At 63.7% G+C, this 20,179-nt stretch carries 15 protein-coding genes; 10 read left to right on the top strand and 5 right to left on the bottom strand.

Going from position 1 to position 20,179, the window contains the following annotated elements:
• Positions 1–420: 420 nt before the first annotated feature.
• A complete protein-coding gene (fabR, locus tag ACVOLI_RS08210; protein ID WP_282266051.1) occupies positions 421–1,083 on the bottom strand; it encodes an HTH-type transcriptional repressor FabR in 663 nt (220 codons plus the stop codon).
• A gap of 93 nt (positions 1,084–1,176) precedes the next feature.
• Here fabR and ACVOLI_RS08205 point away from each other — a divergent pair, with 93 nt between their 5' ends.
• Both ACVOLI_RS08205 and ACVOLI_RS08200 read left to right on the top strand, forming a co-directional pair.
• Positions 1,177–2,229: a ferredoxin reductase gene (locus tag ACVOLI_RS08205; RefSeq protein WP_481534217.1), complete on the top strand. Its 1,053-nt coding sequence runs from the start codon at positions 1,177–1,179 to the stop codon at positions 2,227–2,229.
• 3 nt (positions 2,230–2,232) lie between these two features.
• Positions 2,233–3,360 (top strand): fatty acid desaturase family protein, encoded by a 1,128-nt coding sequence (locus tag ACVOLI_RS08200; RefSeq protein ID WP_481534216.1) that lies wholly within the window; start codon positions 2,233–2,235, stop codon positions 3,358–3,360.
• 70 nt (positions 3,361–3,430) lie between these two features.
• On the opposite strand, the gene ACVOLI_RS08195 is transcribed toward ACVOLI_RS08200, so the two are convergent.
• Positions 3,431–4,633, bottom strand: coding sequence for an acyltransferase family protein (locus ACVOLI_RS08195; RefSeq protein ID WP_481534215.1), 1,203 nt, complete (start codon positions 4,631–4,633; stop codon positions 3,431–3,433).
• Positions 4,634–4,787: 154 nt separating this feature from the next.
• On the opposite strand from ACVOLI_RS08195, the gene ACVOLI_RS08190 reads away from it, so the two are divergent.
• From ACVOLI_RS08190 to ACVOLI_RS08175, 4 genes are all read left to right on the top strand, one after another.
• A complete protein-coding gene (locus ACVOLI_RS08190) occupies positions 4,788–5,693 on the top strand; it encodes a LytTR family DNA-binding domain-containing protein (RefSeq protein WP_481534214.1) in 906 nt (301 codons plus the stop codon).
• Positions 5,694–5,772: 79 nt separating this feature from the next.
• On the top strand, positions 5,773–6,555 hold the full coding sequence (locus ACVOLI_RS08185) for a hypothetical protein (RefSeq protein ID WP_481534213.1): 783 nt from the start codon (positions 5,773–5,775) through the stop codon (positions 6,553–6,555).
• Positions 6,556–6,705: 150 nt separating this feature from the next.
• The gene (locus ACVOLI_RS08180) at positions 6,706–7,026 is read left to right on the top strand and encodes a hypothetical protein (RefSeq protein ID WP_481534212.1); all 321 of its coding nucleotides are present in this window, start codon (positions 6,706–6,708) and stop codon (positions 7,024–7,026) included.
• Positions 7,027–7,313: 287 nt separating this feature from the next.
• A complete protein-coding gene (locus tag ACVOLI_RS08175) occupies positions 7,314–10,208 on the top strand; it encodes a VIT domain-containing protein (RefSeq protein ID WP_481534211.1) in 2,895 nt (964 codons plus the stop codon).
• 171 nt (positions 10,209–10,379) lie between these two features.
• Here the strand turns inward: ACVOLI_RS08175 and ACVOLI_RS08170 are convergent, their stop codons facing one another.
• Positions 10,380–11,726, bottom strand: a complete 1,347-nt coding sequence (locus tag ACVOLI_RS08170) for an ABC transporter substrate-binding protein (RefSeq protein ID WP_282266029.1) — start codon at positions 11,724–11,726, stop codon at positions 10,380–10,382.
• A gap of 109 nt (positions 11,727–11,835) precedes the next feature.
• Entirely contained in the window at positions 11,836–13,008 is a 1,173-nt protein-coding gene (locus ACVOLI_RS08165) for a PPC domain-containing protein (protein WP_481534210.1), read from the bottom strand.
• Positions 13,009–13,166: 158 nt separating this feature from the next.
• On the opposite strand from ACVOLI_RS08165, the gene prfB reads away from it, so the two are divergent.
• Positions 13,167–14,292 (top strand): peptide chain release factor 2 gene (prfB, locus tag ACVOLI_RS08160; RefSeq protein ID WP_481534209.1). Its coding sequence is split into 2 segments (ribosomal slippage): positions 13,167–13,241 and positions 13,243–14,292, totalling 1,125 coding nucleotides; the frame shifts between segments, so codons are not numbered across the junction.
• 100 nt (positions 14,293–14,392) lie between these two features.
• The gene (lysS, locus tag ACVOLI_RS08155) at positions 14,393–15,913 is read left to right on the top strand and encodes a lysine--tRNA ligase (protein WP_481534208.1); all 1,521 of its coding nucleotides are present in this window, start codon (positions 14,393–14,395) and stop codon (positions 15,911–15,913) included.
• 242 nt (positions 15,914–16,155) lie between these two features.
• Here the strand turns inward: lysS and ACVOLI_RS08150 are convergent, their stop codons facing one another.
• Positions 16,156–17,184: a YeiH family protein gene (locus ACVOLI_RS08150; protein WP_481534207.1), complete on the bottom strand. Its 1,029-nt coding sequence runs from the start codon at positions 17,182–17,184 to the stop codon at positions 16,156–16,158.
• A gap of 127 nt (positions 17,185–17,311) precedes the next feature.
• Between ACVOLI_RS08150 and ACVOLI_RS08145 the strand changes: the two genes are divergently transcribed.
• Complete coding sequence (locus tag ACVOLI_RS08145; RefSeq protein ID WP_481534206.1) at positions 17,312–18,217, top strand: LysR family transcriptional regulator; 906 nt, start codon at positions 17,312–17,314, stop codon at positions 18,215–18,217.
• Between the two features lie 35 nt (positions 18,218–18,252).
• A complete protein-coding gene (locus tag ACVOLI_RS08140) occupies positions 18,253–20,142 on the top strand; it encodes an ATP-binding cassette domain-containing protein (protein ID WP_481534205.1) in 1,890 nt (629 codons plus the stop codon).
• Positions 20,143–20,179 lie beyond the last annotated feature (37 nt).

Raw genomic sequence — 20,179 nt, 5'->3', positions numbered from 1 at the left:
CACACCCGTGGGTTTTCCCACCCGGTACCACCGCGTTACCCGCCGGTGCTTAAAAGGTTCGGGCCGCCCATGCGGGGGCGGCGGGGTAACCTATACCCATATTTTTGGCGCGGCGGCCCCCGCGAAGCCGACGCCAATGAAGTGCAGGGAGAGCTGCGATCTGGCAGATCATCAGCTTCGCGGCTGACGTCGCTCCCACAAAATCCTGGTCCACGCGTCAGCTTGATGACCGCTACGGCCAAGGGCGCAGCGTAGTGCCGAGCCACGCTCGGCAGGGGCTTTACCGATACACAGTCTGTAGGAGCGGCGTAAGCCGCGAAGCCGACGCCAATGAAATTGCAGGAGTAACCGTGATCAGATGGACCACCAGCTTCGCGGCTGACGCCGCTCCTACAACCGCGCAACATCGTTTGGCTTGCTTCAGGCCTTGACCGGGCGCCGTGCCAGTGCGCGGGCGCCGGTGATGATCATGCGGATCATCTGCGACATTTCCTCGATCAATTCAGGGTCGCGTTCTTCGGGCAGATCAATCGCGCTGCCGCCCATCGCGAACACCAGCCGGGTGATGGCTTTGGCAGCCAGCGCGGGCTCGTGCAGGGTTGCACCGTCCAGTGCAGCCAGTCGCACCAGGTCGGCTTTCAGCTCTTCCTCGAAGTACCCCAACTCGCGGTCCACCGCATGCTTGAACGCATCCGAGCCGGCCGTGCCTTCACGCAGCAGCACATGCATCAGCCGGTCGTCGGCGCGCAGCTGCTCCATGAAGGTTTCCACCGACAGGCGGATCACGCCGCGGTTGCTGTCGGCTGCGCGCAACCGCGCCTGACCGATGATGGTGCGCAGCGAACGGCCGGCCAGGTCTATCAGGGCAACCGTCAGTTCATCCATGTCGCGGAACTGGCGATAGAACGAATTCGGGGCGATCCCGGCCTCGCGGGCGACCTCGCGCAGGCTCAGTGTGGACACGCTGCGGTGCGGGCCGATAAGGGCGAGGGCGGCGGCCAGCAGGTCGTCACGCGAGATGGAAGCCTTGCGCGCCGGGTGCAGGTCGTCTTGTGCGGGCAGGGGCTGTTCGCGTGCTGTCATGGGGCTCGGGCCGGTCAGGTGCGTGAATCATAGCCTGTACTGGCAATATACAACTGTATACACAGTCGTATGCTCGGACGTATAGTGCGCCCCATGAGTGCTGTCTACCGCAATACCGCACCGCCACCGATCCCGTGGCTGAGCGAAGGTTTCTTTGATTTCTGGTCCACCCGGGTGCATCCGCTGTGGACGCTGCGGCGGCCAGTGGCCCGGCTGGTGGCGCGCCACAAGGCCAGCGCCGACGCCGTCACCCTGGAATTGCAGCCCAATCGCCACTTCCGTGGCCTGCAGGCCGGGCAGCACGTCAATCTGGGCGCGGAACTGGATGGCCGCCTGACCACGCGCAGCTACAGCCCTGTCCTGCTTGAAAATGGTCGTCTGGCGATCACGGTCAAGCGTATTGCCGGTGGCAAGCTCAGCCAGTACCTGTCTGAACAGGCGGTCATCGGCGAGGTGTTTGCGCTGGGGCAGGCCTTTGGCGAGATGCTGCTGCCAGCAACGCCGCCGCCGAAGCTGCTGATGCTGGCTGCAGGCAGCGGTATCACCCCGATGCGCGCCTTGCTGCGGCAGTTGGATGCACAAGGCATGCCGGGCTCCGTGGACCTGATCTACTGGGCACGTCAGCGCGAGCAGTTGTGCTTCATCGATGAGTTCAATGCCATCGCTGCCCGCCACCCGTCGTTCCGTCTGCATCTGGCGGTGACCGGTGAGGGCGCCGCGCGCGTGGGCAGTCATGATCTCGACTGCCTTGGGGATCTGCACGCAGCGCATGTGCTGGCCTGCGGCCCGGGCGGTTTTGCCAATGCCGCCCGCGCACGTCTGCAGGACCAGGTGGCGCATTTCGACAGCGAGGCGTTCAGCGTGCCGCAGCTGGCCGAGGTGGAGCAGGGCAGTGTGCAGATCCAGCTGCTGAATACCGGTCGCACGCTCACCGTGCCGCGCGGGCTTGCCTTGCTGCCTGCGCTGGAAGCGGCCGGCATCAAGCCAGCCAGTGGCTGCCGAATGGGCATCTGCAACACCTGTGTCTGCGGCAAGGCCTCGGGCATCACCCGCCACACCGTGACTGGTGATTACACCAGCGAACCTTCCGTGCCGCTCAAACTGTGCGTCAGCAGCGCCAGTACCGATCTGACCCTGGAGCTGTAAGTCATGTCTTCCGTGCACAACCGCGTGCTGTCAGCTGCCGAACTGCAGACCTTCGGTGATGAACTCGACGCCGTAAAAGCCCGCCATCAGGCCTTGCTGGGTGCCAGCGATGCCCGCTACATCCGCCGGATCGTCGCGGCGGTGCGTTGGACCGGTGTCGCCGGACGCGCCCTGTTGTTCCTGGGCGCATTCGTGCACAGCGTGCTGGTGCCGGCATGGATTGCCGGCGTGCTGCTGCTGGCGCTGTCCAAGATCCTGGAAAACATGGAGCTGGCGCATAACGTCATCCACGGGCAGTACGACTGGATGGGCGACCCGCAGCTGCAGGGCAAGACCTACGAATGGGATATCGCCGGCACTTCGGAGAACTGGCGCAAGACCCATAACTTCCGCCACCACACCTATACCAATGTGCGCGGGCTGGACGATGACATCGGCTACGGTCTGCTGCGGATCTTCCCGGAGCAGCGTTGGCATCCGTTTTTCCTGGCCCAGCCGTTCGTGGCGGTGGTGTTCGCGCTGCTGTTCGAGTGGGGCATCGCGATACAGGATCTGCGCATCGGTCGCGTGCTGGTCGGCAAGATGACCCTCCAGCAGCTGTGGCACCAGGCCCGCCCGGTTGGTCGCAAGGCGATGCTGCAGGTCCTGAAGGACTACGTGCTGTTCCCCGCATTGGCCGGCCCGTTCTTCCTGCCGGTGCTGCTGGGCAACGTGGCGGCCAATATCATCCGCAACGTCTGGACCTACGTGGTGATCTTCTGTGGTCATTTCACCGCCGATGCCGAGACCTTCCCCAAGGAATGCATCCGCAACGAAGGCCGTGGCCATTGGTACCTGCGCCAGCTGCGCGGATCGTCCAACCTGACCGGCGGCAAGTGGATGGACGTGATGACCGGCAACCTCAGCCATCAGATCGAGCACCATTTCTACCCGGATATCCCCGCGAACCGCTACGCGGCGATGGCGGTGGAGGTGAAGGAGATCTGCGCGCGTTACGGCCAGCACTACAACACCGGTTCGCTGCCGCGCCAGTTCGGCCAGGTGATGTGGCGCATCCTGCGCCATGCCTTCCCGAGCAAGCCGGCACCGGAACGGCCGTTGGTTGCTGAGCCGCGCGCCGAAGTTGGCTGAGTTGCTTGCACCCCCGGCAGGCACGCGGCATGGGTCGGACGAAAGCATGGTTGTCTGGTATGAGCGCCGATCAGTCTCCCAGTTCGCTCACGGCCTTGGCAGGTGTTCGGGAGGTGCGGACTGTCGGCTGGTCGCGCAAGCCAAACAGTGGCCGCAGTAGCCCGCTGCGGCGGATCAGTTCATAGGCGCCAAGGCATAAAGCGAACGTCACTGCGATCAGGATGGCTGCCTCGATGCCAGGGCTCAGCTGCAGCGGCTTGAGATCGTGTGCCAGCACGACAATCACTGTCTGGTGCAGGATGTAGAGCGGGAACACCGCCAGGGTGAGATAGCGCAGGATCGGGCTGTCGGCCTCGCGCCAACGGTAGGCAAAGCCCAGCAAGGCGGCGATCGCGCACCATTGGTCCACCGCCCAGGCAAGCCGGAGCGCAAGGCGAAGCGCCAGCGGCGGCGGTTGCGCGTCGTTGTAGCCGGCGAAGTACCAGGTGTGGATCAGCGCTGCATAGCAGACGCCTGCCAAGGTCAGTGACAGCCAGCGCAGGCGCTGCAGCGACTCCCAGAAGCGGCTGCTGAAGGCGGCGAGATAACCGATCAGGAACACGCTGCCGTACTGGGCATGGTTGTACCAGTCATCGGTCAGCGCATGGGTCTGCTCGAAGCGGTTGACCAGCAACAGACGCGCGATGGCCAGAACCGCCACCGGGACAATCAACGCGCCCCAGCCGTTCAAGGCTAGGCCGGTCCATTGGCGCAGGCGCTGCAATGCGGAGCTGGGCAACAGCCGCCACAACAGCCAGGCCAGAACGGTGTAGCTCCACAGATAGGGCAGGAACCAGAGGTGGTTCCAGGTCGGGACGCGCAGGCAGCCATCGCTGTCGCAGAAACCCTGGTAACCGCTGAGATACTTGCCGTAGAACGCCCAGTAGGACTCGCTGTATCCGCCGGGTAGTTGCTCGACCACCTGGTAGTAGGCCTGTGGTGGCACGATCACCGCCATCCCGAACAGCAATGGCAGCAGCAACTGCCATGAGCGGCGGCGCAGCAGGCCGGCAGACTGGCGTTCGAACATGAAGGCGGTGGCGACACCGGAGATCAGGAACAGCAGCGACATCCGCCATGGCGAGGTCAGCAGCATGAACGGCTCCGGCGCAATGCCCGCGGCCGGGCTTTTGACGTGCCAGTCCCAGCTCACGTAGTACATGCCAACGTGGTAGATGACCAACAAGCCAAAGGCGATTACCCGCAGCCAATCCAGGTCGTGGCGTCTGTGCATTGCGTGTCCAGTGGATGAAGAAGGGCGTCATTGCAACCCGGGACGCGTTCCCGCGGTGCCGGAAGGGCCGATCTGCGGGGGTCTGGGGACGAGTGGCGGCGATCCGGGGACGGGCAGCGACGGCTGCGGCGGCCTCGCCGTCTAGAATGCGCAGATGAATCAAGCTGCGTCATCGACCTTGTTGAATCGCTCCATCCCCTGGCGCCAAAGCATGGAGCTGCTGTTCTGGTTGCTGCTGGTGTTGATCAACTGCAGCGGCAATGCGATCACCACCTGGATGGATGCCAATCGCACCGGTGCGCCCACCATGGAATGGTGGGAACCCTGGGTCTGGGAATTCTCCAGTGGACTGGTCTGGCTGCTGTTGCTGGTACCAGCGATCGTCTGGTTCAGCAGGCGCTGGCCGCTGCATCTGGACAACTGGCGACGACGCCTGCCCTGGTACCTGCTGGCCAGCGTGCCGATCTCCCTGCTGCACGTGCTGGCGATGTTCGGGCTGAGAATGCTCGCTTATGCACTGGTGGGGGAGCGCTATCAGGTCGGCTCCTGGCTGGACGAGCTGCTATACGAATACCTCAAGGATGTGCGCACCTACGCCGCCATCCTGTTCTGCATCGATGGCTACCGCTTTCTGCTTCGCCGTCTGCAGGGCGAGGCACAGCTGCTGGCCGAGCCTGATGAAGGGCCGCCGGTGGAGCCCATCGATCATCCGGAGCGGCTGCTGGTCCGCAAGCTGGGCCGTGACTTCCTGATCGCAACGGCCGATATCGAATGGGCGCAGGCCGCCGGCAACTACGTCAACCTGCACCTGCGCGGACACGACTACCCGCTGCGGATCACCATGGCTGCACTGGAGCAGAAACTGGATGCGGCCTGTTTCGTCCGCGTCCATCGCAGTTGGTTGATCAACCTGGCACATCTGGTATCGATCGAACCGCTCGAAGGCGGCGAGGCCTTGCTGCATATGGCTGATGGCAAGCAAGTCGCCTGTAGTCGGCGTTATCTGTCGGCGCTCAAATCAAGGTTGAGCAACCGCCGGGAGGAAGCTGCCTCGGCTTGAGCACGTCTGGGGCGGGGCTCTTGGCGCGCTGGCAAAAAGCGGCACAATGCGTTCATCCGGTCCACACGAAGCCATCACGATGCAGAAGTCGGTTCTTGCAGCAGTATTGGCGGCAACGGTTTCGCTCGCTGCGCTTGTCGTCCAGGCGCAGGAGACACAGCCCTTGTTGAACGAGATGCAGGTGATGGCGGAGGCAGATAAGGCGCTGAACGCAAGGTTTGGCCGCGCTGACTCGATGGTCAATGGACCGCGTTTTGACTCAGCCAACAACGCGTGGACGCTGTTGATCGAGCGTGGTGAGTCCAGTGCGCTCCACCGTTACCAGATATCCGTCAACGAAACCTCGGGTGAGGTCTGCGTGCGCGAACTACCAGCCACCGATTGCGTCACCAAGGGCAACGCGGAAGCTGCATTGCAGGCAGCACGTGACAAGCGGCAGGCGCTGGCAGAGGCAATGCTGCATCCGGCGCCTGATCTGCAGGGCGTGATGAAGGCGGTCTTGCGGCATCAAACAGCGCCCGGAGGCTATCTGGCAAGCAACCGCATGCCGGTTTATGTCTCCATCCGTTCACCCAAGGGCGAAAGCGCAATTGACCTGTCGCCCGAGTCGATCCGGGACCTTGGAGACCTCGGCGTCAAGCTGATGCCGGGCTCGGCGTGGCAATCACCGAGAGAGGACGCGCGTGTAGACACTTCGATGACGATGGGCTTGGGCATTCCTACCCGGCGTCCGGATGGCGATTACGACCTTGGCTTTGGGTTCTGGTGCGGCGGAACCTGCGGATCGCAGCACGCTGCCGTGCTGCGCCGCGACGCGTCAGGTTGGCGTGTTCTCTCTTCGACGATGACCATGATCTTCTGAGCTGCGTTTGTTCATGCGCGCTTCGCATATACGTGAGTAGTGCGCAACTTGGCGCATGTTGGCTTTACTTGGGCAAGAGGGATTTTCATGAGGCATCAGCGTGCACGTGCAAAAGCCGACTTGGCACCCTTGGATGCAAGGACCATTGGCATGGTGGTACGACCGCTGTTCCGGCGCCGTAATGACTACAGCCAAGCCACTCTCGATGAGCTCCCTTCTGAACTCAGCAGGTTTGGGGTTCTGACCGTCAAAGATCTGCGGCTCCTCATGAAGAAGCACAGACGGACCCTCCTGGAAAACGAGAAGACCAGAATGCGTCATGCGGAGGTGTCATGGCTGGGTCAGCAGGCGGATTCTGCCGATTTCGATGCGTTTGCGGGGAAGTCCTGGTACGCCCTTCCCGGCCTCGTAAGGCAAGCCATGGAGCTGGAATATGGCGAGGAAGCTGCGGTGTATGTTCTGGAACGCTAGTTCCAGCAACTTTGTACGTAGTCACTCCGCAACGGCCGGCTAACAGTGTTCTGGCCTTCTGTGTGGATGCACGCCATCGGATGATGTTCATGTAATGTCAAGACTGTTGCCGGAGGACAGGTCTCACTGGATTTTTTACCGCCAAATCCCGGCGCAATGCCGAAAGGGGAACTTGAGTTGGGCAGCCCTGTGAGGGAGGCTGGCGCCAGGAGCGGAATGATCGATCCGCCAACCCCGTTGCGGCTGTTGGTGCGTTTGATCTCCCAACCCTTGGACGGAGTGCTGCGATGAGCCTGGTTATCTGGCGGCGTTGTTGGATGGTTTTCCTGGTGCTGGGCGGGGTAGTGACGCCGGTCGCCGCGCAGCAGGGCAGGGAGGTGACCCAGCCGCCGGTACTGATTGCCATCTCCAAGGACGAGCAGCCGATCCAGCTGCAACGGGCGATCATCGACGGCGAAGTGCAGGCCGGTGTCGCCCAGACCCGGATCGAGCTGGTGTTCCACAACCCCAATCAGCGGGTGATGGAGGGGGAACTTCAGTTCCCCTTGGCCGATGGCCAGCAGATCAGTGGCTTCGCCCTGGATATCGATGGGCAGCTGCGTGACGCTGTGCCAGTGCCGAAGGAACGTGGGCGGCAGGTGTTCGAGGCGATCACCCGCCAAGGCCAGGACCCGGCGCTGCTTGAGCAGACCGCCGGCAGCCAGTTCCGTCTTCGCGTGTATCCGTTGCCTGCTGGCGGCAGCCGTCGGGTGCAGTTGACCATCCGGGAGGCGATGCCCATGTCCAGCGCGGGCTGGCAGTGGCGTTTGCCATTGCAGTTTGCCGCCGGTGCCGGCGAGGTCAGTCTGCGCTTGCGCGCGAGCGGCGCGGACAAGCTTGGGCAGGCGCCGTTCCGGCTGATGGCCGGCGCGTTGGACTGGCAAGGCAGCGGTCGCCAGTTGCCGGCGCAGCTGCAATGGCAGCTGCCAGCCAAGCCGCAGGCGGCGCTGCGGGCCGCGCGCCACGACGGACAACAGTATCTGCTTGCCCAGCTGCCGGTGGCAGCGCTGGCTGCGCGCCGCATTCCGTCAAAGGTCGGCCTGCTATGGGATGCATCGGGATCGGCGGGTACACGCAACCGGGTGCGCGAGTTCGCGCTGCTCGATCACTATTTCGCAGCGATGGGCGAGGGCAGTGTCGTGTTGACGGTGCTGCGCGATACGCCTGAAGCGGAGCGGCGTTTCAGCATCCGCAACGGTGACTGGAGCGCGTTGCGGCGCGTGCTGGAGCAGACGCCCAACGATGGTGCCAGCGCGCTGGCATCCTGGAAGCCGGATGCAGCGCTCGGCGAATACCTGCTGCTCAGTGATGGCCTGTCCAACTGGGGGGCATCGGTTTCGCCAGTGTTGGCGGCAGACCAGCGCTTGTTCGCAATCAGCAGTGCAGCCGCCGGCGCCGACACGGCGCGCCTGCGTGGTTGGAGCGAGGCGAATGGTGGCAGCCTGGTGCAGCTCGAAATCGACGATGTCGGTGCGGCGGCGAGGCGCTTGCTGGCTGAGCCGACGGCGGTGGAAGTGGCGCCCGCGCCAGATCTGCATGATGTGGTGATCGACCGCCGCAGCCTGGAGCAAGGCTGGCTGTGGCTGTATGCACGTGCCGATGCGGTGCAGAGCAAGGTGCAGGTGCGGATCAACGGCGGCCAGTGGCAGACACTGAGCGTTGCGCCTGACAACGCTGATGCCGGTCTGATGGCCGGGTTGTGGGCGCAGGCGCGCCTGCAGCAATTGGCGGCGGACCCGCGCGGCAATCGCGAGGCGATGCAGTTGCTGTCGCAGCAGTTTGGCATGGTCAGCGAAGGCAGCTCGCTGCTGGTGCTGGACACGATCGAGGACTACCTGCGTTATGCGATCCGTCCGCCGGCTGCGTTGCGTGCTGAATATGAGCGCCGATTTGCCCGTCAGCTTGCTGACCGCGATGCTGCGCGTAAAGCCCATCTCGATGATGTGGCCGAGCAATGGAAACAGCGTCAGGCATGGTGGGACAAGCGTTGGCCGAAAGATGCACCGCCGAAGGTGGCGCAGGCTGCGCAGTCGGAGAGGCTTCGTTTGCACGACGCGCCGGCACCGGCAATGGCGTCGCCTTTGCCGGCGCCGCCACCGCCACCTCCGCCCGCCTCGCCCGCTCCACCCGTGTACGTCGAGGCCGAATCATCGTCATTGGACAGGGTAGTGGTTACCGGCAGCGCTGCTGCTCCGCGCCAGTACCCTGCCGTCGATATGCCGGTCAATTCCGGCGAGGTCCAGATCAAGCTCGGCGCCTGGGAGCCGGACTCGCCGATCGCACAGCGCCTGCGCAAGGCACCTGCCGCCGAGTTGTATGCGTGGTATCTGGACGAGCGCGAGGCCAATGCCAGCAGCAGCGCGTTCTTTCTGGATGTGGCCGACCTGCTGCTTGCTGCTGGGCAGCGTGAGCTCGCGCTGCGGGTATTGTCCAACCTGGCCGAGATGGAACTGGACAACAGGCATCTGCTGCGCGTATTGGGCTATCGCTTGATGCAGGCCGATGCGCCCGCGCTTGCGGTGCCGGTGTTCGAGCAGGTGCTGGTGATGGCTGAGGATGAGCCGCAGAGCTTCCGCGATCTGGGTCTGGCGCTGGAAGCGGCAGGGCGTCCGCAGCAGGCGGTTGATCCGCTCTACCAGGTGGTGCAGCGGCCATGGGACGGTCGCTTCGATGGCGTCGCGTTGATCGCGCTGGATGAGCTGGCGAATCTGCTTGCACGTGGTGGCCAGTCGCTGGAAGCAAGCCAGGTGGACCCGCGCCTGCGCAAGGCGATGCCACTGGACCTGCGCGTGGTGCTGGCCTGGGACGCGGATAACAGCGACATGGATCTATGGGTGACCGACCCCAACGGCGAACGAGCGTACTACGGCAATCGTTTGACCTATCAAGGTGGGCAGATGTCGCAGGACTTCACCGGTGGTTATGGTCCAGAGCAGTTCTCGCTGCGTGATGCCAAGCCGGGCATCTACAAGGTGGAGGCAAACTATTTTGGCAGCCGTCAGCAGTTGGTGACTGGTGCGGCTACTTTGATGCTGCGCTTGAGTACCCATTGGGGTACGCCGAAGCAGAAGGATCAGGCGGTGACCATGCGCCTGCAGGGCGCCACCGATACCGTGTTGGTGGGTGAGTTCGAAGTGCGTTGAGTCAGTGGCTGCACCAATCTGCGCTTTGTTTGTGGGAGCGGCTTAAGCCGCGAAGCAGACGATGCGTCAGTAGGAAGGGTTGGCAGTGCCAGCTTCGCGGCTTACGCCGCTCCCACAAAAAAGAAAAGGCCGATGCCAGAGTGCTGGCATCGGCCGTTCGGCGCTGTTTGCTTACTTGCGACGTGCCAGCAGGCGGTAGCTGCCGGTGGCGTTCGGATCGAAGCTGTGCGCGAACACGATGTAGCGGCCGGCTTCCAGGTCGATCTCAAGGTTCGGATCGAGGCTGGATTCGCTGTCGTCCTGCTGGGCGACTTCTTCGCCGTTGCGCATCAGCGTGATCATGCCATCCAGGCTGGACGAGCCCGCGGTCATGCTGATCACGTACTTGCCCTTGCGCGGGATCTCCAGCGTGTACATGTCGCGGTTGCCAGCACGCAGCTGGCCCTGTACTTCGCGACCGATCTTCAGCTCGGGGCGAATCGGGCCATCGGGCGCGGCTGCAGTGGCGGTAGCCAGCTGGAACACGCCGCCACGGCTGTTCACCGAGCGCACCGAGACGTTGTACTCGCCGGCATCCAGCACCTGGCTGATGCGCGAATTGACACCGCCGCCGCCATCGTCATCACTCAGGGTGATGTCGCCGCCCTGGATGGTCAGCATGGTGTCTAGCTCCTTGCCACTGGCATCGAGCTGCACACGACGCCGTTCCGGCAGGTTCAGCACGAAGCTGCGGGTGTCGTCGGCACCAATGAAGCCACTGACGGTGCCTTCGAGCGGCAGGTTGGTGCCGTCGTTGAATACCAGGCCTTCGGGGAAATCCGACTGCTCGACGCCCAGGTAGAACGCACCGGAAGCTTCGCCCAGGCCGCCTGCGGTCAGCGTGTAGCGGCCCGGTTGCAGGGGAGCGACCAGGCGCGAGTTGAGGTTGCTGCCACCGTCATCGTCTTCCAGGTTGAGGCCGTTGCCGCTCAGTTCGAGACGGGCATCGAACTCGCTGGATTCGAGGTTGATGGTGTACAGGCCGGGCTTGTCGACCTGCAGGACGAAGGTCTTGTCGCCGTTGCTCAGCCAATCGGTGACCCGGCGGCCAGCGGTCAGCGGCTTGCCGTCATAGGCGACGATGGGTTCGGCGGACAGCTGGAACGGGCCGAAGGCGCGTGCATCGGCGCCGCTGACGGCGACCAGGTACTGGCCGGCCTTGTCGGCGCGCATGCTCAGCGTGGCATTGCCTTCGTCACTGCCATCGGTGCGGGATACCAGTACGTCGCGGTTGAACACGGCCAGCGAGCCTTTGAGCGCGCCGTTGAGCTTCAGCGATACCGCCTGGCCGGCGCCCATCTGCAGCGAGAACAGCTGGCTGCGGGTGCCGTCGCTGTAATTGATCTGGCTGGAAGAGGTGATTTCGCCGGATACATCGCCGTCAACGGCGAGTGGGCGGGCAGGGCCGGCGGCATGCGCGGGGGCGTGCACGGCGGCGGCAATGGCAAGGGACAGCAGTCCGGCTGCAAGTCGCTTCACTTTAACTCCTTGATATTGGAAGCAGAGGTAAAAAGCAGCCACGCTGCTTGCGGGGGCAGGCAGCGTGGCGTTGGCCCACTACGCCAGTTGGCGGAATGGGCGGTGTGGCTTAGTTGATTACCGCAGCGGCCGCATCAGCAGCGGCGCTGGCAGCCTCTTCGGCAGCATCCTTGCGGTTGCTGTTCGGTGCGGCGACATCACCACCGAGGTCGGTGGTTTCCAGCTCGAACACGCCCTGCTGGCTGCCCAGGCTGGTGACCGCAACGATGTAACGGCCGGCGCGCAGGTTCAGGGTCAGCTGGGCGTTGGTGCCGTTGCCGCCGTCGTCGTTCTCTTCGTCGACGCCCGGGCCGGTGATGTGCAGCACCGAATCGAATCCATCGGCGATCGCGTCGAACTGGATGTGCTTGGGGGCGTCCAGATTCAGCACGAAGGTGCGGCGGCCACGCGAATCCATCATCGATTGAGCGGTCTGGCCCACGGTCAGCGCAGTGCCGTCACGGGTAACCAGGCCATTCTCGGTCGGGGTCAGCTTGACGTTGAGCTTGAACGAGCCGGTGTTGCCGTTCACCGAGGAAGCAGCGACGGTGTACTCGCCCGGCTCCAGGTAGGTGCGGATGCGGGCGTTGAGGTTGCCGCCGTTGTCATCGTCTTCCAGCTCGACGTTGCGGCCGTTCAGGCGCAGGTAGGAGTCGAATGCGCTGGACTCCAGGGTAATGGCATACAGCCCGGCCTTGTCGACCTTGAGCTTGTATTCCTGCTTGTCACCCATCAGCCAGTCGGTGATCTCGCTTTCGGCGCCCAGCGGCTTGCCGTCATACGGCACGACCTTGGCGCTCTTGAGCTTGAACGGGCCAAACGCGTCGGCGCTGGCGCTGTTGACTGCGACCAGGTAAGTGCCGTCCTTGGGGGCGCGGAAGGCCAGGTTGACCGAGCTGGAGGAGTCGCCTTCGCTCGTGCCCGAGGAAGAGGCATTGGCGATCATGTTCTGGCCGTCGAACACCGCCAGCTGGCCGCTGAGCGAGCCACCCAGTTCCAGAGAGACGGCTTCGCCGTTCTTCATGGTGATCTTGTAGCCCTGGTGACGGCTGCCGTCGTTGTAGTTCAGGGTGCTGGACGAGGTGATCTCACCAGAGACCGTTTCCCCGACGGTCAGGTTCGAGGCCTTGTCGCCGCCGCTGGAGGCGATGCCGCCCAGCTTCTGGCAGGCAGCAAGTGCCAGGGTCAAGGTGATGGCTGCAAACAGGCGGGCGTGTCTGGCGTTCAAGCTTAGGTCCTTCATGGTCAGAAATGTCTCCTTTTCCCGTCTTCGCGGGTCAGGGGGCGATTCTAACGTTAAGTTGTGTCTATTCAGCGAGAACGTCTTTACGCCCCAAAGCCCCAATTCAGGAGGCAGCTGGATGCTAGAATTGACAGCTTGTCTGCCTCACTAGACCGACCATGATCGAACTCAATCCCATCCGCCAGCGAATCACCGATCTCACCGATCGCGTGCTATCGCTCAGGGGGTATCTTTGACTACGACGTCAAGAAAGAACGCCTCGAAGAAGTAACCCGCGAACTCGAGAATCCGGACATCTGGAACAATCCCGAGTACGCCCAGACGCTGGGCCGTGAACGCTCGATGCTGGACAAGACCGTCACCGGCATCGCCGATGTACTGGACGGCCTGTCCGAGGCCACCGAACTGCTTGAGCTTGCCGAAAGCGAGCAGGACGAGGACACGGCGCTGGCCGTGGTGGCCGACCTGGACAAGTTCCAGTCGCACATCGAGAAGCTCGAATTCCAGCGCATGTTCTCCGGCGAGATGGACAGCTGCAATGCGTTCGTCGACATCCAGGCTGGTGCCGGTGGTACCGAAGCCCAGGACTGGGCGGAAATGATGCTGCGCATGTACCTGCGCTGGTGCGAATCGCGCGGCTGGAAGACCGAGCTGATGGAAGTGTCCGGTGGCGACGTCGCCGGTATCAAGTCGGCCACCTTCCGCGTCGAAGGCGAGTTCGCCTACGGCTGGCTGAAGACCGAGATCGGCGTGCACCGCCTGGTGCGCAAGTCGCCGTTCGACTCGGACAACCGCCGCCACACCAGCTTCACCTCCGTGTTCGTGTCGCCCGAAGTCGATGACAACATCGAGATCGACATCAACCCGGCTGACCTGCGCACCGACGTATACCGTTCCTCCGGTGCCGGTGGTCAGCACGTCAACAAGACCGAGTCGGCGGTGCGTATCACCCACATCCCGACCAATACCGTGGTTGCCTGCCAGACCGGCCGCAGCCAGCACCAGAACCGTGATACCGCGATGAAGATGCTGGCCGCCAAGCTCTATGAGCTGGAAGTGCAGAAGCGCAACAGCGAGCGTGATGCGCTGGAAGCGACCAAGTCGGACATCGGCTGGGGTAGCCAGATCCGTAACTACGTGCTCGACCAGAGCCGTATCAAGGACCTGCGCACCGGCGTTGAACGTACCGATACGCAGAAGGTGCTGGACGGCGACCTGGATGAGTTCATCGAGGCCAGCCTCAAGTCGGGCCTGGAAGCTGGCGCCAAACGCAGCGACGCGTGATCCGGAATGGCCCTGTGCGGGCCATTCCCTTGTTGTACGGTGCGGTTTCACCAGGCGGTGGCCGCACTTTGGTTATCTCCCCCAAATAGAAATCAAAGCCATGACCGAACAGACCCCTGAAACGCAGCAGCTCCCCGTCGACGAGAACAGCCTCATCGCCGAGCGCCGTGCGAAACTCACGGCGCTGCGCGGGCAGGGCATCGCCTACCCGAACGACTTCCGCCGCGAAGACTTCGCCGGCACGTTGCAGGCCGAGTACGCCGATGCCGAGGCCTGGACCAGCGAAGCGCTGGAAGCCACTGGCCGCACGGTGAAGATAGCCGGTCGCTTGATGGCCAAGCGCATCATGGGCAAGGCCAGCTTCGCCCAGATCCAGGACGAGAGCGGCCGCATCCAGCTGTTCCTGCAGGCCACCGCGCTGGGCGACATCTACGCCGCGTTCAAGGGCTGGGACGTGGGTGACATCATCGCCGTCGAGGGCGGCCTGACCCGTACCAAGACCGGCGAGCTGTCGGTCAAGGCGACCAGCATCCGCCTGCTGACCAAGTCGCTGCGCCCGCTGCCGGACAAGTGGCATGGCCTGGCCGACGTCGAGCAGCGCTATCGCCAGCGTTACGTCGACCTGATCGTCACCCCGGAATCGCGCGACGTCTTCATCAAGCGCTCCAAGATCATCCGCGCGATGCGCGCATGGCTGGACAACCGCGACTTCCTCGAAGTCGAGACGCCGATGATGCATTACATCCCCGGTGGCGCCACGGCCAAGCCGTTCACCACCCACCACAATGCGCTGGACCTGGACCTCTACCTGCGCGTTGCACCGGAGCTGTACCTGAAGCGTCTGGTGGTTGGTGGCCTTGAGCGCGTCTACGAAATCAACCGCAACTTCCGCAACGAAGGCGTCAGCACCCGCCACAACCCGGAATTCACCATGATGGAGCTGTACGAGGCCTATGCCACGTACAACGAAGTGATGGACCTGACCGAAGGCGTGATCCGCGATGTGGCGCAGAGCGTGCTCGGCACCACCGTCGTCGAATGGGATGGCGCGCAGATCGACCTGGCCCCGGCGTTCCGCCGCTGGCGCATGGACGAAGCCGTGCGTCACCACAACCCGGAGATTTCGGCCGCCGACTGCACTGATCGTGATGCGCTGCTGCGCCACTGCGAACGCCTGAAGATCCGCGTCAAGCCGAGCTACGGCTGGGGCAAGCTGCTGCTGGAGATCTTCGAAGCCACGGTCGAGCACACCTTGATCCAGCCGACCTTCATCACCGACCACCCGGTCGAGGTCTCGCCGCTGGCCCGCGCCAGCGACAACGACGCTGGTTACACCGACCGCTTCGAACTGTTCGTCAACGGCAAGGAGCTGGCCAATGGCTTCTCCGAATTGAACGATCCGGAAGACCAGGCTGCACGTTTCCAGGCCCAGGTCGAAGCCAAGGACGGTGGTGACGACGAAGCCATGCATTACGACGCCGACTACATCCGTGCGCTGGAATATGGCATGGCACCGACCGGCGGCCTGGGCATCGGCATCGACCGCCTGGTGATGATGCTGACCGGCCGTGCCTCGATCCGCGACGTGTTGTTGTTCCCGTACATGCGCCCGGAAGCCTGATCCAGGGCGACCCGACTGCAGCCGCAAGAACAAAGGCCTTCCCCTGACCGGGAAGGCCTTTTTTTGCAATGTAGTGCCGAGCCATGCTCGGCAGAGGCTTTACCAGCGAAAAGCTGCCCTCACCCCCAACCCCTCTCCCGTGAACGGGAGAGGGGCTAAGCCGCGGCCAATCGGCCTCCTGCGCGCGTGAGACGGGTTTGTAGTGCCGAGCCATGCTCGGCAGAGGCCTTCCCGATACCACTTCAGCCCAGCACAGCCTGCACCCCCAGATTGATCAGCATGCCGCCAGCCAACAACCAGACGAACAACAGCAGAGCCAACAGCATCGGCTTGGCGCCGGCCTGACGCAGTGCCGAAGCATGCGTGGTCAGGCCCAACGCAGCCATCGCCATCGCCAGCAGCACGGTGTCCAGGTCAACCAGCACCTTGACCAGTTCGGCCGGCAGCAACTGCAGCGAGTTGAAACCAACCATCGCGATGAAGCCAAACGCGAACCACGGAATGGTGATCTTCGAGCGCTCACCAGTGGCGCTGTTCTGGCCGCGGGCAAGCAAGGCAGAAAGGCCAACCAGGAACGGCGCCAACATCATCACCCGCACCATCTTGGTGATGACGGCAGCATCGGCGGCGGGCTCACTGACCGCACGGCCGGCAGCCACCACTTGCGCAACTTCATGCACGGTAGAGCCGGTAAACACGCCGAACGCGGTTTCATCCAGCGGCATCCAGCCCGCCGACACGCCCCACTGGTACAGCAGCGGGTACAGGAACATCGCGATCGTGCCGAACACCACCACCGTGGCCACGGCGACGGCCACCTGTTCGGCGCGGCCCTTGATCACCGGTTCTGCCGCCATCACCGCTGCAGCGCCACAGATCGAACTGCCGGCGCCGATCAGCAGGGCCGAATTGCGGTCCATGCCCAACAGCTTGGTGCCCAGCCACCAAGCCAGACCGAAGGTCGAGCACAACACCAGCGCATCGATTGCCACACCAGCAATGCCAACCTGGCCGATGTCCTGCAGGGTCAGTCGCAGGCCATAGAGAATGATGCCGGCGCGCAGCAAGGTGGCCTTGGAGAAACCAACGCCAGCGTCCGCGCGCGCCGCCAGGCTGCGATAAACCGTGTTGCCCAGCACGATACCGATGACGATGGCCAGGGTCAGCGCGCTGATGCCGTGGTTCTGCATCCACGGCAAGGTGCCCAGCCAGATCGACAGGCCGGCGACGGCGGCCGTCAGCAGCAGGCCGGGGAGGCGGGAGAGGGGCATTGAGGTCAGCCCATGGGTCGAGGTGTTCATAACGTTGGGTTATTAGAGGATGGCCCATGCTGCACCCACGGTTATTACCTGTAAAACGGATAATATTGGTTGAATCAACCGATTTTCGAGATAGGTTATGCATCTATCCCTGCGCCAGTTGCAGATCTTTTCCGGCATTGCCGAAGCCGGTACCACGACGGCAGCGGGCGAGTTGCTGGGCTTGTCGCAATCGGCGGTCAGTGCTGCGCTGGTCGAATTGGAGAGCCTGCTCGGGTTGGCCTTGTTTGACCGGATTGGCCGCAGATTGGTGCTGAACGGCCATGGCCGGGCATTGCTGCCACAGGCGCGGGCCCTGCTCGCGGGGATGACCGATATCGAGCGGCGGTTCCGTGCCGACAGCCAGACCGGCGCCGCCGTGCGTTGGCAGGTCGGCGCCAGCACCACCATCGGCAACTACCTGATGCCGGCACGTATCGCCGACCTGCAGGCCTCCAATCCACATGCCCATGTCGAGTTGGTGATCGGCAATACCCGCGAGGTCACCACCGCCGTGCAGCGGCTGGAAGTGGATGTCGGCTTGATCGAAGGGCCAAGCCACGAACCGGGGCTGGAAGTGGCGCACTGGCAGCAGGACGAACTGGTGGTGGTGTTTGGCGAACGACATCCGCTTGCCGCGCAGTTCAGCAAGGGAGCCGACCTGGCAACACTGCGGCAGGCGCGTTGGCTGCTGCGCGAACCCGGTTCAGGCACTCGTGAAGCTGCCGAGCAGGCCTTGTTGCCGCATCTGCATGGATTTGCCGAGGTGTTGCAGCTCGGTGGTACCGAGGCGATCAAGCAGGGTGCGGTCGCCGGGCTGGGCCTGGCCTGCCTGTCGCGGCATGCGGTGGCCGACCTAGTGACGCTGGGCAAGCTGCAGGTGCTGGCCACGCCCTTGCCGCCCTTGCAGCGTCAGTTGTGGGTGGTGCGCCATCCCGGCAAGCGGATTCCGTCCAGCCTGCGCCAGCTGCTGGGCCTGCCGGCGGAAGTGTTTAGCGACGATTGAGCGCGGTCGACCGCCGGACCCCGTACAATACGCCCATGCCTTTGATTACCTTGCAGAACGTCGACTACAGCGTCGGCGGCCCGTTGTTGCTGGAAAAAGCCGAACTGTCGATCGAGACTGGTGAGCGTATCGCCCTGATCGGCCGCAACGGCGCCGGCAAATCCACTCTCATGAAGCTGATGGCTGGCGAGCTCAAGCCCGATGACGGCGAGGTGCGCGTGCAGCAGGGCGTGCGCGTCACCCGGCTCGAGCAGGAAGTGCCGCATGGCGCTGCCGGCAGCGTGTTCGACGTGGTCGCCGATGGTCTTGGCGAGCTCGGCCATTGGCTGGCCGAGTTCCACCGCCTGAGCCACGCCGAGGTCTTCGATGGCGAGGCCATGGGCAATGTGCAGGCCAAGATCGACGCCGCCGATGGCTGGGGTCTGGACCAGCGCGTCGAGGAAACCTTGACCAAGCTCGACCTGGATGGCGACGCCGAATTCGGCCGTCTGTCCGGCGGCATGAAGCGCCGTGTGCTGCTGGCGCGTGCGCTGGTCGCCGGCCCTGATGTGCTGCTGCTCGACGAGCCGACCAACCACCTGGACATCGAAGCCATCGATTGGCTGGAAACCTTCCTCAAGGGCTGGAACGGCTGCGTGGTGTTTGTCACCCATGACCGCCGCTTCCTGCGCGCCCTGGCTACCCGCATCGTCGAGATCGACCGTGGCCAGGTGACCAGCTGGCCGGGCGACTGGGACAACTACGAGCGCCGCCGCGAAGAGCGCCTCAACGCGCAGGCGCAGGAAAACGCCCGCTTCGACAAGCTGCTGGCGCAGGAAGAAGTCTGGATCCGCCAAGGCATCAAAGCCCGCCGTACCCGCGACGAAGGCCGCGTGCGCCGGCTCAAGGCGATGCGCAACGAGCGCAGCCAGCGCCGTGAGCTCGGTGGCAACGTCAAGCTGGAAGCGGCCGGTGCCGAGAACTCCGGCAAGAAGGTCATCGACATCAAGAACATCTCCTTCTCGTTCGGCGAGCGGGTGATGGTCAAGGACTTCGAAACCACCATCCTGCGCGGTGACCGCATAGGCCTGATCGGCCCCAACGGCAGCGGCAAGACCACCTTGCTGAAGCTGCTGCTGGGCGAACTGCAGCCGGACAGCGGCGAAGTGCGTCAGGGCACCAACCTGCAGATCGCCTATTTCGACCAGTACCGTGCCACCTTGCGCGAGGACTGGAGCGCGATCGAGAACGTGGCCGAAGGCGCGGACTTCATCGACCTCAACGGCAAGCGCAAGCATGTGCATGCCTATCTGCAGGACTTCCTGTTCACCCCGGAACGCGCACGCGCGCCGATCACCCGCCTGTCCGGCGGTGAGCGCAACCGCCTGCTGCTGGCCAAGCTGTTCGCACAGCCGTCCAACCTGCTGGTGATGGATGAGCCGACCAACGACCTGGACGTGGAAACCTTGGAGCTGCTGGAAGAGCTGCTGGCCGACTACACCGGCACCTTGCTGCTGGTCAGCCATGACCGTGACTTCCTCGACAACGTGGTGACCTCCACGCTGGTGCTGGAAGGCGAAGGCAAGGTAGGTGACTACATCGGCGGTTACAGCGACTCGCTGCGCCAGCGCCCGGCACCGACCCAGACCGCGATGGCGGTGGCCAAGGCCTCGGCGACGGCAGCACCTGTCGCTGCACCTGCCGCGCCGGTTGCTGATGCCGCGCCCAAGCGCAAGCTGAGCTTCAAGGACGCGCGCGAATTGGAGCAGCTGCCGGCCAAGATCGAACAGCTGGAACTGGACGTGGAAGGCCTGACCTCGGCAATGAACGATCCCTCGTTCTACACCCGCAGCAGCGCTGAAGTCACGGCCCACACCCAGCAGCTGACCAAGGTGCAGGCCGAGCTGGATGCCGCCTACGCCCGTTGGCAGGAACTGGACGCCTGAACCGGTTCTGATGGGCCACGCCTTGCTTCACCTGCCG

The sequence above is a fragment of the Stenotrophomonas sp. STEN029 genome (assembly GCF_056760015.1).
This window is presented reverse-complemented; position numbering and strand designations above follow the sequence as displayed.

Excerpts from the sequence above, each read along its gene's own strand:
- ACVOLI_RS08200 (WP_481534216.1), top strand. The coding sequence starts at position 2,233 with ATGTCTTCCGTGCACAACCGCGTGCTGTCAGCTGCCGAACTGCAGACC.
- ACVOLI_RS08140 (WP_481534205.1), top strand. The coding sequence starts at position 18,253 with ATGCCTTTGATTACCTTGCAGAACGTCGACTACAGCGTCGGCGGCCCG.
- ACVOLI_RS08180 (WP_481534212.1), top strand. The coding sequence starts at position 6,706 with ATGGTGGTACGACCGCTGTTCCGGCGCCGTAATGACTACAGCCAAGCC.
- ACVOLI_RS08150 (WP_481534207.1), bottom strand. The coding sequence starts at position 17,184 with ATGCCCCTCTCCCGCCTCCCCGGCCTGCTGCTGACGGCCGCCGTCGCC.
- lysS (WP_481534208.1), top strand. The coding sequence starts at position 14,393 with ATGACCGAACAGACCCCTGAAACGCAGCAGCTCCCCGTCGACGAGAAC.
- ACVOLI_RS08205 (WP_481534217.1), top strand. The coding sequence starts at position 1,177 with ATGAGTGCTGTCTACCGCAATACCGCACCGCCACCGATCCCGTGGCTG.
- ACVOLI_RS08190 (WP_481534214.1), top strand. The coding sequence starts at position 4,788 with ATGAATCAAGCTGCGTCATCGACCTTGTTGAATCGCTCCATCCCCTGG.
- ACVOLI_RS08185 (WP_481534213.1), top strand. The coding sequence starts at position 5,773 with ATGCAGAAGTCGGTTCTTGCAGCAGTATTGGCGGCAACGGTTTCGCTC.
- ACVOLI_RS08145 (WP_481534206.1), top strand. The coding sequence starts at position 17,312 with ATGCATCTATCCCTGCGCCAGTTGCAGATCTTTTCCGGCATTGCCGAA.
- fabR (WP_282266051.1), bottom strand. The coding sequence starts at position 1,083 with ATGACAGCACGCGAACAGCCCCTGCCCGCACAAGACGACCTGCACCCG.
- ACVOLI_RS08195 (WP_481534215.1), bottom strand. The coding sequence starts at position 4,633 with ATGCACAGACGCCACGACCTGGATTGGCTGCGGGTAATCGCCTTTGGC.
- ACVOLI_RS08175 (WP_481534211.1), top strand. The coding sequence starts at position 7,314 with ATGAGCCTGGTTATCTGGCGGCGTTGTTGGATGGTTTTCCTGGTGCTG.
- ACVOLI_RS08165 (WP_481534210.1), bottom strand. The coding sequence starts at position 13,008 with ATGAAGGACCTAAGCTTGAACGCCAGACACGCCCGCCTGTTTGCAGCC.